At 70.5% G+C, this 14,476-nt stretch carries 15 protein-coding genes and 1 pseudogene; 9 read left to right on the top strand and 7 right to left on the bottom strand.

Annotation, left to right across the window (positions count from 1 at the left end; translation table 11 throughout):
- The first annotated feature begins 205 nt into the window (after positions 1-205).
- Complete coding sequence (locus ABZ855_RS33190; protein ID WP_360813240.1) at positions 206-1,312, top strand: helix-turn-helix transcriptional regulator; 1,107 nt, start codon at positions 206-208, stop codon at positions 1,310-1,312.
- Positions 1,313-1,422: 110 nt separating this feature from the next.
- Here the strand turns inward: ABZ855_RS33190 and ABZ855_RS33185 are convergent, their stop codons facing one another.
- The gene (locus tag ABZ855_RS33185) at positions 1,423-2,298 is read right to left on the bottom strand and encodes a LysR family transcriptional regulator (protein ID WP_360813239.1); all 876 of its coding nucleotides are present in this window, start codon (positions 2,296-2,298) and stop codon (positions 1,423-1,425) included.
- Positions 2,299-2,420: 122 nt separating this feature from the next.
- Here ABZ855_RS33185 and ABZ855_RS33180 point away from each other — a divergent pair, with 122 nt between their 5' ends.
- Both ABZ855_RS33180 and ABZ855_RS33175 read left to right on the top strand, forming a co-directional pair.
- On the top strand, positions 2,421-3,419 hold the full coding sequence (locus tag ABZ855_RS33180; protein ID WP_360813261.1) for an NADP-dependent oxidoreductase: 999 nt from the start codon (positions 2,421-2,423) through the stop codon (positions 3,417-3,419).
- Entirely contained in the window at positions 3,416-3,817 is a 402-nt protein-coding gene (locus ABZ855_RS33175; RefSeq protein WP_360813238.1) for a nuclear transport factor 2 family protein, read from the top strand. Before ABZ855_RS33180 ends, ABZ855_RS33175 begins: the two co-directional genes overlap by 4 nt.
- Positions 3,818-4,338: 521 nt before the next feature.
- On the opposite strand, the gene ABZ855_RS33170 is transcribed toward ABZ855_RS33175, so the two are convergent.
- Complete coding sequence (locus ABZ855_RS33170) at positions 4,339-6,648, bottom strand: FtsX-like permease family protein (protein WP_360813237.1); 2,310 nt, start codon at positions 6,646-6,648, stop codon at positions 4,339-4,341.
- Positions 6,645-7,355 (bottom strand): ABC transporter ATP-binding protein, encoded by a 711-nt coding sequence (locus tag ABZ855_RS33165; RefSeq protein WP_360813236.1) that lies wholly within the window; start codon positions 7,353-7,355, stop codon positions 6,645-6,647. Before ABZ855_RS33165 ends, ABZ855_RS33170 begins: the two co-directional genes overlap by 4 nt.
- A 210-nt stretch (positions 7,356-7,565) precedes the next feature.
- Between ABZ855_RS33165 and ABZ855_RS33160 the strand changes: the two genes are divergently transcribed.
- On the top strand, positions 7,566-8,333 hold the full coding sequence (locus tag ABZ855_RS33160; protein WP_360813235.1) for a histidine kinase: 768 nt from the start codon (positions 7,566-7,568) through the stop codon (positions 8,331-8,333).
- Complete coding sequence (locus ABZ855_RS33155; protein WP_360813234.1) at positions 8,330-9,058, top strand: response regulator transcription factor; 729 nt, start codon at positions 8,330-8,332, stop codon at positions 9,056-9,058. Before ABZ855_RS33160 ends, ABZ855_RS33155 begins: the two co-directional genes overlap by 4 nt.
- Positions 9,059-9,086: 28 nt before the next feature.
- On the opposite strand, the pseudogene ABZ855_RS33150 reads toward ABZ855_RS33155, so the two are convergent.
- A pseudogene (locus ABZ855_RS33150) lies at positions 9,087-9,329 on the bottom strand (helix-turn-helix transcriptional regulator); the annotation flags it as partial.
- A 56-nt stretch (positions 9,330-9,385) separates the two neighbouring features.
- Positions 9,386-10,279 (bottom strand): arsenite methyltransferase, encoded by an 894-nt coding sequence (arsM, locus tag ABZ855_RS33145; RefSeq protein ID WP_360813233.1) that lies wholly within the window; start codon positions 10,277-10,279, stop codon positions 9,386-9,388.
- Positions 10,280-10,383: 104 nt separating this feature from the next.
- Here arsM and ABZ855_RS33140 point away from each other — a divergent pair, with 104 nt between their 5' ends.
- From ABZ855_RS33140 to ABZ855_RS33130, 3 genes are read left to right on the top strand one after another with little or no spacing between them, the layout of a single operon-like run.
- A complete protein-coding gene (locus ABZ855_RS33140; protein ID WP_360813232.1) occupies positions 10,384-10,758 on the top strand; it encodes a metalloregulator ArsR/SmtB family transcription factor in 375 nt (124 codons plus the stop codon).
- Positions 10,755-11,498 carry an MIP/aquaporin family protein gene (locus ABZ855_RS33135; protein ID WP_360813231.1) on the top strand — a complete coding sequence of 248 codons (744 nt, stop codon included), beginning with the start codon at positions 10,755-10,757 and terminating at the stop codon, positions 11,496-11,498. The genes ABZ855_RS33140 and ABZ855_RS33135 overlap by 4 nt, the downstream gene beginning before the upstream one ends.
- Positions 11,499-11,525: 27 nt before the next feature.
- Positions 11,526-11,948: an arsenate reductase ArsC gene (locus ABZ855_RS33130; protein ID WP_360813230.1), complete on the top strand. Its 423-nt coding sequence runs from the start codon at positions 11,526-11,528 to the stop codon at positions 11,946-11,948.
- Here the strand turns inward: ABZ855_RS33130 and ABZ855_RS33125 are convergent.
- Both ABZ855_RS33125 and ABZ855_RS33120 read right to left on the bottom strand, forming a co-directional pair.
- Complete coding sequence (locus tag ABZ855_RS33125) at positions 11,917-12,408, bottom strand: TSUP family transporter (RefSeq protein WP_360813228.1); 492 nt, start codon at positions 12,406-12,408, stop codon at positions 11,917-11,919. The genes ABZ855_RS33130 and ABZ855_RS33125 overlap by 32 nt on opposite strands.
- Positions 12,409-12,557: 149 nt before the next feature.
- Complete coding sequence (locus tag ABZ855_RS33120) at positions 12,558-12,962, bottom strand: hypothetical protein (protein WP_360813226.1); 405 nt, start codon at positions 12,960-12,962, stop codon at positions 12,558-12,560.
- A gap of 550 nt (positions 12,963-13,512) precedes the next feature.
- Here ABZ855_RS33120 and ABZ855_RS33115 point away from each other — a divergent pair.
- Positions 13,513-14,172: a DUF1326 domain-containing protein gene (locus ABZ855_RS33115; protein ID WP_360813224.1), complete on the top strand. Its 660-nt coding sequence runs from the start codon at positions 13,513-13,515 to the stop codon at positions 14,170-14,172.
- The last annotated feature ends 304 nt before the right edge of the window (positions 14,173-14,476 follow it).

Here is a 14,476-nt window from a genome sequence, read left to right as displayed (position 1 = left end):
GGATGCGTGCGATCGCGTCTCCGCAGATCATGGGCCAGATCCGCGCTCTAGGCATGTCGAAGCACGCGGAACGCGGGCTGGGCGGCGTCTCTGCACGGACAGCTGTCCGGCCTGGTCAGAAGCGTGTCCGAGAGAGACGGACAAATCAAGTGATGTGGCTGAGACCGGGGTTGATGCCCGTGTCGCCAACGATGACAATCACCACATGGGGACCACGGGGGGAGCCCGGGACACTGATGGAAGCGCGGGCACCGACGGCACCGGACTCCCGGATCCGGGAACGGCGCGCACCTCGGCCGAGTTCGTCGCCCTGCTGCGCCGGCTCAAGGACCACAGCGGGCTTACCTACCGTCAGCTCGAAGAGCGGGCCGCCGCGCGGGGTGACGTCCTGGCCCGCAGTACGGTCGCTGACATGCTGCGCCGGGACGGGCTGCCGCGCGCCGAACTCGTTTCCGCGCTCGTCCGGACCTGCGGTGCGGAGCGAGCGGAGGCCACGTGGCTGGCCTCGCGACAGCGGATCGCGGCGTCGGGGACGTCCGGTACGGCGTCGGGGACGCCTCCCGGTCCAACCGGAGCTGCGGACGTGTCGTCGTCGGGTTCTGGTGCCGACAGCAGCCGGGTCCGTACCGCCTCCCTCGCTTTGCTCGGCACCGTCGTCCTGCTCGTCGTCGGCGGGCTCCTGCTGCTTCAGCGGGACGACGAGCCGTCGGGCGGGGGCAGCGCGGACGGCCGGACGCCGGTGACGGCCGGGTCGGCCGAGAACGGGCAGACTCCCGTCGCCCGGCAGGGACCTGCCCCCGGGCTGTCCCGCATCCGGCCAGTCGGTGCACCCGGACTGTGTCTCACTGAGGGGCAGGCTCGGGCGGACAGCGGCGAATCCAAGGTAGTAGCGGCCCAATGGCCGTGCGGGAAAGCCGTACCACCGACGACGACGCTGCTGAAGACGGACGACGGGCTGTACCGCATCCAGTGGGACAAACCCGGCATGGGCAAGGGTTGCCTGACGGTCCTCGGAGAGGAAGAGGGCTACTTCCGGACCATGCTCGAACCCTGGGACGACTGCGCTGCCCCTGGCACCGTTCAACTGTTCCGCATCGAACGGGCCGAGGGCACCGGGAACACGGACGGCGCCGGCGCCTGGCGGCTGCGCTCGGCGGGGGACGGCGAGCGGTGCGTCGGCATCCGGGGGAACACGAAGGCGAGCGGGGCGGTGGCCGTGGTGGAGCCGTGCGTCGACGCTCAGACTGCGGAGGACATCGCCGTCGCGGGGCAGCACTTCCTCATCGACCGAGACAGAGCTGACCCACACTAAGTAGGTAACCGCGAGCGATTCCGGCAGATGCGCGACGTACATGACGCGTGTGAGCACCGCTCGGTGCAGTTTGGCGCAGTTCAGCGCCAAGCGGGTGCGGCTGGTGCCGGTCAGGCTGCCGGGGCGGTCAGGACGGCCTTGGCGGCAAGCCGGAGATGCCTGACCATCGGATTCGGGTCGCCCTTGCGGCTGACCAGGACGACCTGGCTGGGAGGAGCGCCCTCGATCGGGACGGTGACGAGGTCGGGACGCAGTGAGCTGCGTCGGTCGCCGACCGGTAGCACGGCGATCGCCTCGCCGCTCGCGACGAGTTCGAGCTTGTCCTCGTAGCTCTCGATCGGCGGCAGGCCGGCCCCGAGGAGTCGATAGGAAGTCCAGTCCGCGGTCTCGAACGCGCACGGCGCCGCCTCTTCGCCGGCCAGCTCTTGCGCGGTCACCGACTCGCGGTCGGCCAAGGGATGGCCGTGCGGGACCACGAGCATCCGGGGCTCCTCGTACAGCGGGGTGGTGAGCAGGTCGTCGGCGGTGAGCGGCAGCGGGGCTCGCGCGATCAGGGCGTCGACGCGCTGGGCGGACAGTGCCCCGACGTCGCGGCAGCTCAGATGCCGGGTGGCGATCTCGGCGTCCGGGTGACGGCGACGCAGTTCCCGTACAGCGGCGGTGATCACCAGGTCTTCGACGTAGCCGATGGTGATTCGTTCGGTCTCGGCTTGTTCACGTACGGCCAGTTCGGCCTGGCGGGCGGCCTCGAGCAGGGCTTGGGCCCGGGGCAGGAACGTCCGGCCGGCCGGAGTGAGCCGGGTGCCCTGGGGGATGCGGTCCAGCAGTCGTGTGCCGAGATGTTTCTCGAGCCGTTGGATCTGGCGGCTCAGTGCCGGCTGGGCCACGCGCAGTTCGTCGGCGGCCCTGCCGAAGTGCTGGTGCGCTGCCACCACGGTGAAGTAGCGCACGAGCCGCAGTTCCAGGTCCTGTCCGAGATCGTTCACCCTTGCAGCGTACGTGTCATGCCGTTTCGGAATGACCAGGTTGCCGAACCGGTCTTGGACGGTCATGCCGTCCTGGACCTTGACTGAGGGAGCAACGTTTCCCCGAGAAAGCGACAGGCGTGATGAAGGCGATCCAGTTCCACGAGGCGGGCGGGCCGGAAGTTCTGCGGTACGACGAGGTGCCGGTTCCCGAGATCGGCCCGGGCGAGGTACTCGTCCGGGTACACGCGGTGGGCATCAACCCGCCGGACTGGTACCTGCGTGAGGGGATGAAGGTCATGCCGGCCGAGATGAGGCCGGAGCTGAAGTTCCCCCTGGTCCCTGGAACGGACATGTCGGGCGTGGTCCAGGCGGTCGCTCCGGACGTGCCGGGGTTCGCCGTCGGTGACGAGGTCTTCGGCATGCTGCGGTTCCCCGGATTCGACGGCCGGACGTACGCCGAGTACGTGGCCGCGCCGGCTTCGGACCTGGCTCACAAGCCGGCCGGTATCGACCACGTGCAGGCGGCCGGGGCGCCGATGGCGGTGCTGACGGCCTGGCAGTTCCTGGTTGAGCTCGGCCACGACGTGCCGTCTCCTTTCACCGGCCAGGTGCACCGGCCGGTGCCGATCACGTCAGGGATGACCGTGCTGGTCAACGGGGCCGCCGGTGGAGTGGGCCACTTCGCGGTGCAGCTGGCGAAATGGAAGGGGGCGCACGTCATCGCGGTGGCCTCGGGCCGGCACGAGCAGTTCCTGCGCAAGCTCGGCGCCGATGAGTTCATCGACTACACCAGGACGCACGCCGCGGACGTGGTCGGCGGCGTCGACCTGGTGATCGACACCGTCGGGGGCCCGGACAGCTCACGCTTTCTGACCGTGCTCAAGCGCGGCGGCACCATGCTTCCGGTGTTCTTCGCCGAGTACGACCCGGAAGCGACGGCGCGTCTGGGCATCACCGTCTCGAACATTCAGGTGCGTTCCAACGGTCCCCAACTCGCCCAGATCGGGCGCCTGTTCGACGAGGGTAAGGTCCAGGTCGGGGTGGACAGCACCTACCCGCTGCCGGAGGCCGGCAGCGCGCACACGCGGGCCGCGCAGGGCCACATCCAGGGCAAGATCGTGCTGACGGTGGTCTCGTGATCGCCGAACTCCAGCAGGCGGTGGCGAAGTACGCCCACGCCCTCGACGAGCTGAATGTGCCCGAGCTGGAATCGGTCCTGACCGAAGACACCACGTGGACCTTCACGATGCCCGGACAGGGAGTGCTCGGCCCGGTCGCCGGACGCGCGGCGGTCCTCGACTTCGTTCGTGACGGGCACAAGGTCCAGACCGGAAGGGTGCGGCACCACCTGGGCAATGTCGTCATCATCACGGCAGGCGCCGCCACCGCTGAGGTGCGGGCCTATCTGGTGCAGACGAGGAACACCGGCCAGAGCATCCAGATGATCTCGACCGGGGTCTACACGTTCGGCCTGCGCCGGTCCGGCGGTGGGTGGCGGATCGCCGAGCTCCTCCTGACGCTGGACAACGGGCTGTAGGGCAGCTGTAGGGCGGGGCTAGGCAGCCCACTGGCAGACTCGTCCGCGCAGGCGGTCGGAGTGTCGTCGCACTCGCAGCCGCAGGAGTGATCCGGGGTGGTGCGGGGTGGTGCGGGGTGGTGCGGGGTTTCGCCGCCTACGGCGAGTGGAGCACCTTCTCCGCAGCCGGGGGAACCGCCCAGGTGGGAAGCCGGCTCACGATGCGCATACCGGCCATGACCCTCAGGCCCACGGTCACCGCCGCCACGCCTGGCCCAGCAACTGCGGTGGGTCGGCACGCGGTCGGCTCGGTGAGCACGGTCGGTGACACGCTCCGCGAGTCCCCCGCCCCTCGCCTGAGCGAAGCCTCACGTGGAAGAGGACCACCAAGGCACTACACCTCCCGAGCACAGGCCGTACCCTCAGGAATCCGCGAACCTGTCGGCTTCTCGTCGACCCGATCCCGACCGTACGTCGACACCCAGCAGCACGACGCTCCGCAACCGCATGATCTCCCCCAGCCTGCGGGCATCGGCGCCGTTCTACTCGGTGTGCAGCACCGAGGCGATGGTCATCCGGGCCGCCGACCGGGCCGGCACCAGGGCGCCGAGGACTGCGATCGCCACACCCGCCATGAGCATCGCGGCCAGCTGCGGCGCGTGCCACACGTCTTTCATGGACGGGGGGAAGTCGACCACCCCGACGTTGTCCACGACGAGGCGGTGCGCCACGATCCCGAGCGGGATGCCGAGCAGCCCGCCGACCGCGCCCAGCCCGGCGACCGAGGTCACCGTCATGACCACCACCTGTCGGGGGGTCATCCCGATCGACTTGAGCATGCCCAGGTCCCGGCGCCGCTCACGGGTGTTCAGGAGGACGGTGTTGAAGACACCGAGCGACGCGACGAGCGTCAGCAGCACCGTGAACACCGTCGAGAAGGTGACGACGGTGGTCGTGCCGGCGTTGCCGGAGTCCATCACCGACGCGTGCAGGCCCGGGGCGAGCGCCGCGACCGCCTCGGCACAGGCGCGCGCGTCAGCGCCGGGGGCGAGCCGTACCGTGTACTCGGTCGCGTGGGCGTTCGGTGCGAGTTGGGCGAGGGTCCGCCAGGTGGCCTCCAGGGCCCGGGCGTCGCCCTCGATGAGCCGGCCCACGACGGTCGCGGTGATCTTCCTGCCGTTCAGCTCCAGCGTGACCCGGTCACCGAGCTTCAGGCCGCGCTGTGTCAGGAAGGCCGGCCCGGCCACGATCTCTCCCGCCGCAGACGGTGCTCGGCCCTTGACGATGGTGTGGTCGTACAAGGAATCGTCGCCTCGGTAGAAGTCGGCGAAGACGGGCTGGGTCTGCCCGGTCATGTTCACCTGGGACAGGGCGCGGGCCCGCACCCCCTGCGCGCCCGGCAGGGACCGCAGCTGTTTCTCGATCTGCAGGTCACTGAGCCGGGACGGAGTCCGGTCGTTGCCCGAGCCGCCGGTCGTCACGTGGATCCTGGCGCTTCCGTCCGCCCGCCCGACCTTGCCGTACGCCACCATGGTGCTGGTCAGTCCGGTCGACAGGGTCACCGTGGTGACCCCGAGGACGATGGCCGCCATGGTCAGCAGGGTGCGGCCGGGACGGGCGAACGGCTGGCCGATGCCCAGACTGACCGGGCGCGGCAGCCGGGTGGCGCCGAGCATCCGCTGTACGCGCAGTCCGCGCCCGGCGCGCGGAGCGTCGCCGGCGCTGATCGCCCGTGCGGCGGGCAGCCCGTGGGCGCGCAGGGCGGGAACCAGCGCGGCCAGCAGGACGATGGCGGGCATGCCCACGAGGCAGGCCACGGACACCCATGGGCTGATGTCGCCGACCGGGGCCCGGCCCACGTCGATGCCGGTGAACGCGACCTTCAGGATCGGCCGGGCCAGCGCGTTGCCCAGCAGGGTGCCCAGCACGCAGCCCACCACCGCCGGTACGGCGAGCATCGTCAGGTAGACGGCGAGGACCTGGTTCGGGGTGAAGCCCAGGGCCTTGAGCACCCCGATGTGCCGGTACCCGGAGACGACCGCCCCGCTGACCACGTTGCCGACGATCAGGGTGGAGACGAGCAGGCCGAGGATGCCGAAGAGCGTGATGAACGGGAGGTAGGAGTCGGCCAGCGCGGAGAATGCCTGCTCGAGGGTGAGGTAGGTCTGTGCGCCGGTCAGCGAATCCTGGGGCAGTCCCGTGGTGGCCCGTGCCAGCGAGGCGGTCAGCTGGGCCTCTGTCGAGGAGTCCGTGAAGCGGTACAGCATCTGGGCGGCGGTCGGGTGCAGTGCGGCCATCTGCTCGGGCGAGACCCACGCGCTCGCCGACTTGCTCATGCTGGTGGCGAATCCGACGACGGTCAGCGTCGTTCCACCTGAGATCTCCAGCTTGGTGCCGAGGAGCGCGGTGCCCGGGGAGCCCTGGGCGGACCAGTTGACGACGATCTCGCCGGGTGCGGTGGCCCAGTGGCCCTCGAGGAGGTCGATCCGGTCCACGGGGCCCGCCGGATCGGCCCGGCCCACCACGGCGAGGGTGCCGCCCGCCATCCAGAGCCAGTCCTTGGGGATGTCGACGACGGCCTGCCCGAACGGTCCGGCCGCGGTCTCCACCCCGGGTTGCCGGGCGGTCCGCGCCAACTGCTCCTGCGAGACCTTCGTGGTGTCGAAGGTCGCCACCGTGTGGGCACCGCGCTGTGCGGCATAGGCCTTGTCGAAGGGGCCCGAGGCGGCGCTCAGCAGCGCCAGCGCGAGCAGGACGGTCGTCGTGGAGCAGAGCACGACGAGCCCGATGACGAAGGTCTGGAGCCGGCGGCGTTTCACGGCCGCGCGGGAGGCTCTCCAAACGGCGCTCACGCGGTCGCCTCCAGCGTGCTCTCGCGGGCGATCCGGCCGTCGGCGACTTCGATCAGCCGGCTGGCGCAGCGGGTGGCCAGCTGCGGGTCGTGGGTGACGATCAGCAGGGTCTGGCCGATCTGGTTGAGGTCGATCAGCAGATCCATCACCTGCTCGCCGGACCGGCTGTCGAGGGCGCCGGTCGGCTCGTCGGCAAGCAGCAGGGCCGGGCGGTTCATCAAGGCCCGTGCGACGGCGACGCGTTGGCGCTCTCCCCCGCTCAGCGTCGCCGGATAGTTGTTCCGGCGCTCGGCGACACCGAGTTCGTCCAGGAGTTCCAGGGCACGGCGTCGCGCCTGCCGGGCCGGGGTGCCGGTCAGCTGCGCGGCCAGCGCCACATTGTCCAGGACCGGCAGATCGTCGATCAGGTTGAAGAACTGGAAGATCATGCCGACGTTCCGCCGCCGGAACAGAGCCAAGCCGGTCTCGTTCAGTTTCCCGAGGTCATGACCACGCACCTCGACTGTGCCCGAGGTCGGCCGGTCCAGGCCGGCCACCATGTTGAGCAGGGTGGACTTGCCGCAGCCGGAGGGACCCATCACGGCGACCGCGTCCCCCGCCCGGACCTCCAGCGACAGGCCGTCCAGGGCCTTCGTGTCGCCGTACTCCTTGTGTACGCCGTCCAGCCGCACCACCACTTGCCGGGCACTGTCGTGATCAGTTGTCATGGCTCGAACTTAGGACGGACTCCGCGGAGCGGGCGTCGCCTCCCGGATGTATCCGTCCGGGCAGGTCATCCTGGGGATGTACAGAGCTGCATCCGGGGGCTGATGCGGGGCGCGTCGCGCGGCTGCGAAGATGATCCGGTGTGGGCCTCTGGGACGACTTGGCTGATCATTGCCCTGGCGGCGGCAGTTGGCGCCGCCGGGTGTCTGTGCGTGGCGGTGGTCCGGGCGCGGCGGCTGCACCGGGCGGTCATCGAGGAGCGCGGCTGGCTGCTGGAACGGGAGCGGGAGAGCGCGACACGGACCGCGGTTGACGCCGAGCGGGCCAGGATCGCCACCGAGCTCCACGACATCGTCAGCCATAACGTGAGCCTCATGGTGGTCCAGGCCGGGGCGGCCCGCGAGGTGCTGGCCACGATGCCGGACGAGGCCGCGGCGGCCCTGAGCGCCGTCGAGACCGCCGGGCGGAACACGATGACCGAGCTGCGGCACCTGCTCGGCCTGCTCGCACCCGCGCAGAACGGCGACGACGAGCCCTACGGTATGGACCTGTCACCGCAGCCGAGCTTGAGCCGGCTCAGCCCGCTGATCGACCGGATCGCCTTTGCCGGCCTGCCCGTCGAGATGCGGATCTCGGGCGAACCGCGCCCGCTGCCGACCGGGATCGATGTCACCGCCTACCGGATCATCCAGGAGGCCCTGACCAACGCCCTCAAACACGGGGACGGAGCGAAAGCCGACGTGACGGTGCGATACACGGACCACTCCCTGCGAGTCGAGGTGCTGAACAGCGGACCGAGCATCCTGGCGGGCAACCAGCCCGCGCGGAGAGAGCCGGTCCCGGGCCAGGCGGACGGAACGGGACGCGGGCTGCTCGGCCTGCGCGAGCGGGTCGCCCTCTACGGTGGCGACCTGGACGCCCGCCGCCGACTCGGCGGCGGCTACCGCGTCCGCGCCCGGATCCCGCTGGACCGGCCATGACGACGCACACCGAATCCGCCCCTCGTGTCGTGATCGCCGACGACCAGGAACTGGTCCGCACCGGCTTCCGCCTGATCCTGACCGCCCGCGGCATCGACGTGGTGGGCGAAGCCGGCGACGGAGCCGAGGCCGTGGCCGCCGTACGGAGGCTGCGACCCGACGTCGTCCTGATGGACATCCGCATGCCCACCATGGACGGCCTGGAAGCCGCCCGCCGCGTACTCGCGGAGTCCCCGGACTGCCGGGTGATCATGCTGACCACCTTCGACCTCGACCACTACGTCTACGCCGCCCTCTCCGCCGGAGCCAGCGGATTCCTGCTCAAGGACGTCACCCCCGCGCATCTGGCCGCCGCCGTACGTCTGGTCGACACCGGTGACGCCCTGCTCGCGCCTTCGATCACCCGCCGCCTGGTGGAGCGCTTCGCCCCCAGCGCCCCCAGCGCCCTCGGCACCGGTTCGGGTCTCGCGACGCCGGCCGTCCACCGGGACCTGGCCGCGCTGACGCCGCGTGAGCGCGAGGTGCTGACGCTCATGGGGCGGGGTCTTTCCAATTCCGAACTGGCGCGGGAACTGACGCTCAGTGAGGCAACAGTGAAGACCCACGTGGCCCGGATCTTCGCCAAGTTGACCCTGCGCGACCGGGCCCAGGCCGTCGTCCTCGCCTACGAGACAGGACTCGTCTCACCGGGCGAGTCCGCTGACACCGCCAACCCCCGCAGATAGTCGGCGATCTGGCGATCATGAGCACGCGGTCGCAGCTGCGGGCGAATTCCCAGCTCGGCTCCTTCTCGCCGCGCTCAACACGGCTGATGTGTCCGCGGCCGTAGTGGATGAGTTCGGCCGGCTGGGTCAGTGACAGACCCGCCGTCGCACGCCGCTTCCGCAGCTCCCGGCTCGTCCGGCACCTACCAAACGTGCAGGCCGATGGGGTGGAGTGGCCCCGTGGACGTCGTCCTCGCGCGGGCCGTGACGCAGCTGCCGACAGGCCCGTCATGGGCGTACGAAATCAAGCCGTGGACAGGGTTCCCAACTTGTGGGACCCGTGTTGTGTCAGTCCTGGCAGTCGCACCCTGACGCGGTCTTGGCCTCGGTCGCGGTGAGGGCGGGGTCGACGGAGGTCTCAGCGGGCGTACAGCAGGCGCCGACGCCGCAGCAGGCATCGCTCGACTCGGCAGTCGACCGGGCCTTTTCGGCGGTCACCGGCTTCGTGGCGCGGACGATCGCGGAGTGCATGCCGTCGGCGACCGGGTGGGTCGGGGTAATGGCGACATCCGTGAAGCCGGCGGCCTCGAGTCCGGCGCGGTATTCGGCGAAGGAGAGCGCTCCGGCGATGCAGCCGACGTAGTCGCCGCGCTCGGCGCGCTGGTCGGGGGTCAGGGTGTCGTCGGCGACGACGTCGGAGACACCGATCCGGCCGCCGGGCCTCAGGACGCGGAAAGTCTCGGCGAAGACGGCGGGCTTGTCCGTGGACAGGTTGATCACGCAGTTGGAGATGACGACGTCGATCGTGTTCGCGGGCAGCGGGACGGCTTCGATCGTGCCCTTGAGGAACTCCACGTTCGTGGCACCCGCCTTCGCAGCGTTGGCCAGGGCCAGGGCGAGCATCTCCTCGGTCATGTCCAGCCCGTACGCCTTGCCGGTGAGGCCGACGCGGCGGGCGGAGAGCAGTACGTCGATGCCTCCGCCGGAGCCGAGGTCCAGGACGCGTTCGCCTTCGCGGAGTTCGGCGACGGCGGTCGGGTTGCCGCAGCCGAGGGAGGCAGCCACCGCCGCGGCGGGCAGGGCGTCGCGGTCGTCGGCGGCGTAGAGGGTCGAGCCGAAGTTCTCGTCGACCTCGACGGGCTCGGGTCCGCAGCAAGCGGCATTGCCCTCGGTGACCTTCACGGCTGCCGCGGCGTACCGCCGGCGGACGGTTTCACGCAGGTCGGTGAAATGCTCGCTCATGACTTCACTCCTCGATGACGGGCATGGCGGCGCCCGGAACGGCTTGTATTGACGTTCATTGATTCAACCTTGCGTCCTGAATCGAAAAACGTCAACATAGAGGCATGTCGAAACAAGAGCTTGAGGTGATCGGCCAGGGCACCGCCTGCTGTCCGGGCCTGTCCGCCGCCCCACTGGCCGAGGACCAGGCGGCCGACCTGGCGAAGGTCTTCAAGGCGCTGGGCGACCCCGTGCGGCTGCGGCTGATGTCCATGATCGCCTCGCGCGGGGAGGGCGGGGAAGTCTGCGTGTGCGAGCTGACCCCGGCCTTCGACCTGTCCCAGCCGACGATCTCCCACCACCTCAAGCTCCTGCGGCAGGCCGGCCTCATCGACTGCGAGCGCCGCGGAACCTGGGTGTACTACTGGGTGCTGCCCGGCGTCCTGGACCGGCTCGCCGCGTTCCTGACCACGACGCAGCCCGCCGGAGCCCCTGCGTGAGCGCGCCGCTCGGCCGTCGGGTCGCCGCGGAGGCGATCGGGACCGGGCTGCTGGTGGCTGTGGTCGTCGGTTCCGGCATCCAGGCCACCGAACTGTCACATGACGTCGGTGTCCAGCTGCTCGCCAACTCCCTGGCCACCGTTTTCGGCCTGGGCATACTGATCGCACTGTTCGGGCCGGTCTCGGGCGCGCACTTCAACCCCGCCGTGACCCTGGCCGCCTGGTTCACAGGCCGCCGCACCGCAGGCGGCATCGCCCTGCGGGACGTCGCGGCGTACGTGCCCGCCCAGATCGCGGGAGCGGTCGGCGGGGCGATCCTGGCCGACGCGATGTTCGCCAAGCCGCTGGTGAGGTTCTCCACCCACCAGCGGTCCGCCGGCCACCTGTGGCTCGGCGAGGTCGTCGCAACGGCCGGGCTCATCCTGCTGGTCTTCGGCCAGAACCGGATCGGCCGCGCCGCGTTGGCCCCGGCCGCGGTGGCTTCCTACATCGGGGCCGCCTACTGGTTCACCTCCTCCACGTCCTTCGCGAACCCGGCGGTGACCATCGGCCGCATGTTCACCGACACGTTCGCCGGGATCGCGCCGGGCTCCGTCGCCCCGTTCATCGCCGCGCAACTGCTCGGTGCGGCCCTCGGACTTGCCGTTGTGACCGCGGTCTACGGCCTGCACGCCGTTCCGGCCCGCCGGGCAGTCGAGGTCCCGCGCGGCGAACCCGAACCCGAACCCGCCGTCTCCTGACCACACCACGAGAAAGACACACCCGCCATGAGCACTCCCGCCCCGCGCCCGTCGGTGCTGTTCGTCTGCGTCCACAACGCCGGCCGCTCCCAGATGGGCGCCGCCTTCCTCACCCACCTCGGCGGAGACCGCATCGAGGTCCGCTCGGCCGGCTCCGCGCCCGCCGACTCCGTCAACCCGGCCGTCGTGGAAGCGATGAAGGAGGTCGGCATCGACATCTCCGCCCAGAGGCCGAAGGTTTTGACCACCGAGGCGGTGCAGTCCTCGGACGTGGTGATCACCATGGGCTGCGGCGACGCCTGCCCCGTCTTCCCCGGCAAGCGGTACCTGGACTGGCAGCTCGAGGATCCGGCAGGCCAGGGCGTCGAGGCCGTACGACCGATCCGCGACGCCATAGAGGCGCGGGTGCGCGGCCTGCTCAGCGAGCTGAGCATCCCTGCCTCCGCCTGAACACCGCACAGACGCGATCAGCGCAACGTCTGGGCTTCGTAGAGGGCTCCGAGGGCGGCGGCGAGAGTGCCGAGCAGGGGTCGCAGTGCCGTCTCGGGTAGGAGCGGCTGGAGCCGGGCGCCGAGGTAGCCGCTGCTGAGACCGCCGGGGCCGCAGGCCGGGCCGGGCCATCCGTTGGGGGCGACGGCCCCGCGCTCGCCGGCGCCAGAGCGGTGTAGACGGCCGCGGCGGCGATGGAGGTGGTGAACGTCGTCGCGGCAAGCGTGGCCGGTGCGATGAGGGCCAGGGGCAGGCCGCGGGCGGCGAGGATCGGCCCGAGCAGGGAACCGCCGCCGATCCCGTAGACGCCGCCCACCACCCCGGCGCCCAAGGCCAGAACGGCCTGCGCGGCGGGGGACGACGCGGCGGGGGCTTCGGCCGGTGAGCGCTTGTCGGCCGGATACCGGGTTCGGATGCGCAACCACAGCCCGAGCGGGCCGAGCAGAGCCGCGACCTCGGCGACCCCCGGATCGCCTCACGCGCGGGCTACGCCGCCACGGAGATCGCCGGCCTGCTACTGCGGCTCGCGGGAGCCGAGCCCACGTCGGGGACCGAGCCCGGCGGTGCGTGTCACGTCAGACTGCGGCGCGCCGCGGCGAGGAACTCCGCCTTGAGCGGCTCCAGGCGCTCGGCCAGACTCCCCCCGTCACGCTCCTGCCAGACCGCTTCATTAAGGGCGCGGGCGTAGGTGCTCGTCGGTGAGTGAAGGTCGGCTGCACACAGCAACTCGATGCTTTTCTCGGCTATTCGAAGACCGTCCATCGCCGGCCTCGCCGTCACGTACCAGTCATCACCGACCGCCCATTCATGCGGCCGCGCATGCGCCACGCCCTCAGCCTCCAGCGCGCACCGAATGAACTCCTGCACGGTCCTGATCTGCTCGGCACGCCGCTCTTCGGCCCGTACCGCAGCCCGCCTTTGTTCTTCAGCCCGGTCAGCTGTCCGCTGCGTCGCGCGCTGAGTCAGATACGTCAACGCACCACCTACAGCCACACCGACCATCGAAACCACAGGGGTCCACAACTCTCCTGCCATGGCCGACTACTACCAGTACCCGCCCATCGACCGCTGCCGATCTTGCGAGACAGGCGTGTCTGCCCAGATATCGAGCCACCAAGATCCACTTTCGATACACGCCCCAGCTCTACCTCGGTTCGCCGCGAGCAAGTGACGCCGCCGCTGAACTGCCCGACCGCTCCTACCTGACTGCGGTCCTCCGGTGGCCAAGGCGTGGCTCACCGTCGTCCTCGCCGACGGCACGCGGCGCACGGAGCTGCGCCGGCTGCTGACCAATCGGGACTGCTGAAGCCGGCCGACACCGGCGACTGCGCGGCTGCGCGGCTGGCGGTATCCCCCACACGGACGGACCGCGTATGTGAGCGCCACGATGGCCCGGTTTCCCCCTACCGGGACAGGAGGTGCAAGCTGGAATGGAGACCGCCTCGCCATCCCCGGGTGCGGGCTCGGGACACGCGGTCTCGCCACTCCGAGTGGGCTCCCCTGGGCTCGGCAGGAGGGAAGCGAGATGACAACAGAGCAGGTCACCACCGGTACGCGCTGGCGCCTGGCCGGTGACTGGTTCGATGTGTGCAAGTGCGCCATACCGTGCCCCTGCACGTTCGCAGAGCCCCCGACTTACGGCGACTGCGAAGGCGTCATGGTGTGGCACATCCGGGAAGGCAGTTACGGCGACGTGCGGCTCGACGGTCTCAACGTCCTGATGCTCGGTTCCTTCGTCGGAAACCCCTGGGCCGGCACGCACACCGAGCCGTACGCCGCGGTCTTCCTCGACGAACGGGCCGACGAGCAGCAGCGCGGTGCGCTCGGCGCCATCTTCGGCGGTGAGGCGGGCGGTTGGCCGGCGCAGTTCGGGGCGATGTTCCACCCCGAGATGCGCGGCATGGACTTCGCCCCCATCCACGTCGAGATCGACGACGACCTCACCACCTGGCGAGCCGAGATACCCGGCAAGGTCACGGCCACCGCCGAGGCCCTCACCGGCCCGACGACGCCGGACGGCACACGCGTCCAGGTCCACAACGCCCCGGGCGCCGAGGTCGGCCCCGGCCAGATCGCCACCTGGGGACGGTCCACCGCCGACCGCGCCGACGCGTTCGGCTTCTCCTGGGAACGCTCGGGCAAGTCGAGCAAACACTTCCCGTTCGACTGGAGCGGTCCCGACTGACGAGCGAGACGGGTCGGCAGGAGCCCCACCCGGCGGCGCCCCCGGCACGACGAGTGGCCCACCCGGGACACTACCGGTGCGGCGGGAAGAGGCAGCTCAGTGATTGTGTGCATGGCGGGTAGGGGCGTGCCCGTGCCTCTGTTCGCCGGCTTCGGGTGAGCCACCCATCATCCGCAGCATGGCATGGCAGGGCCACCCGTGCGCCAGAACCGTACGAGCAACGTCGCGGCCAGCAGCAGGAAGAGCGGGCTTCTCCAGCTGCCGACGGGCCGGCATGGCGGGCGGCACGGTCCTCGGGGCCGGG

This window comes from Streptomyces sp. NPDC047042, assembly GCF_040644035.1.
Taxonomy (GTDB): Bacteria; Actinomycetota; Actinomycetes; order Streptomycetales; family Streptomycetaceae; genus Streptomyces.
This window is presented reverse-complemented; position numbering and strand designations above follow the sequence as displayed.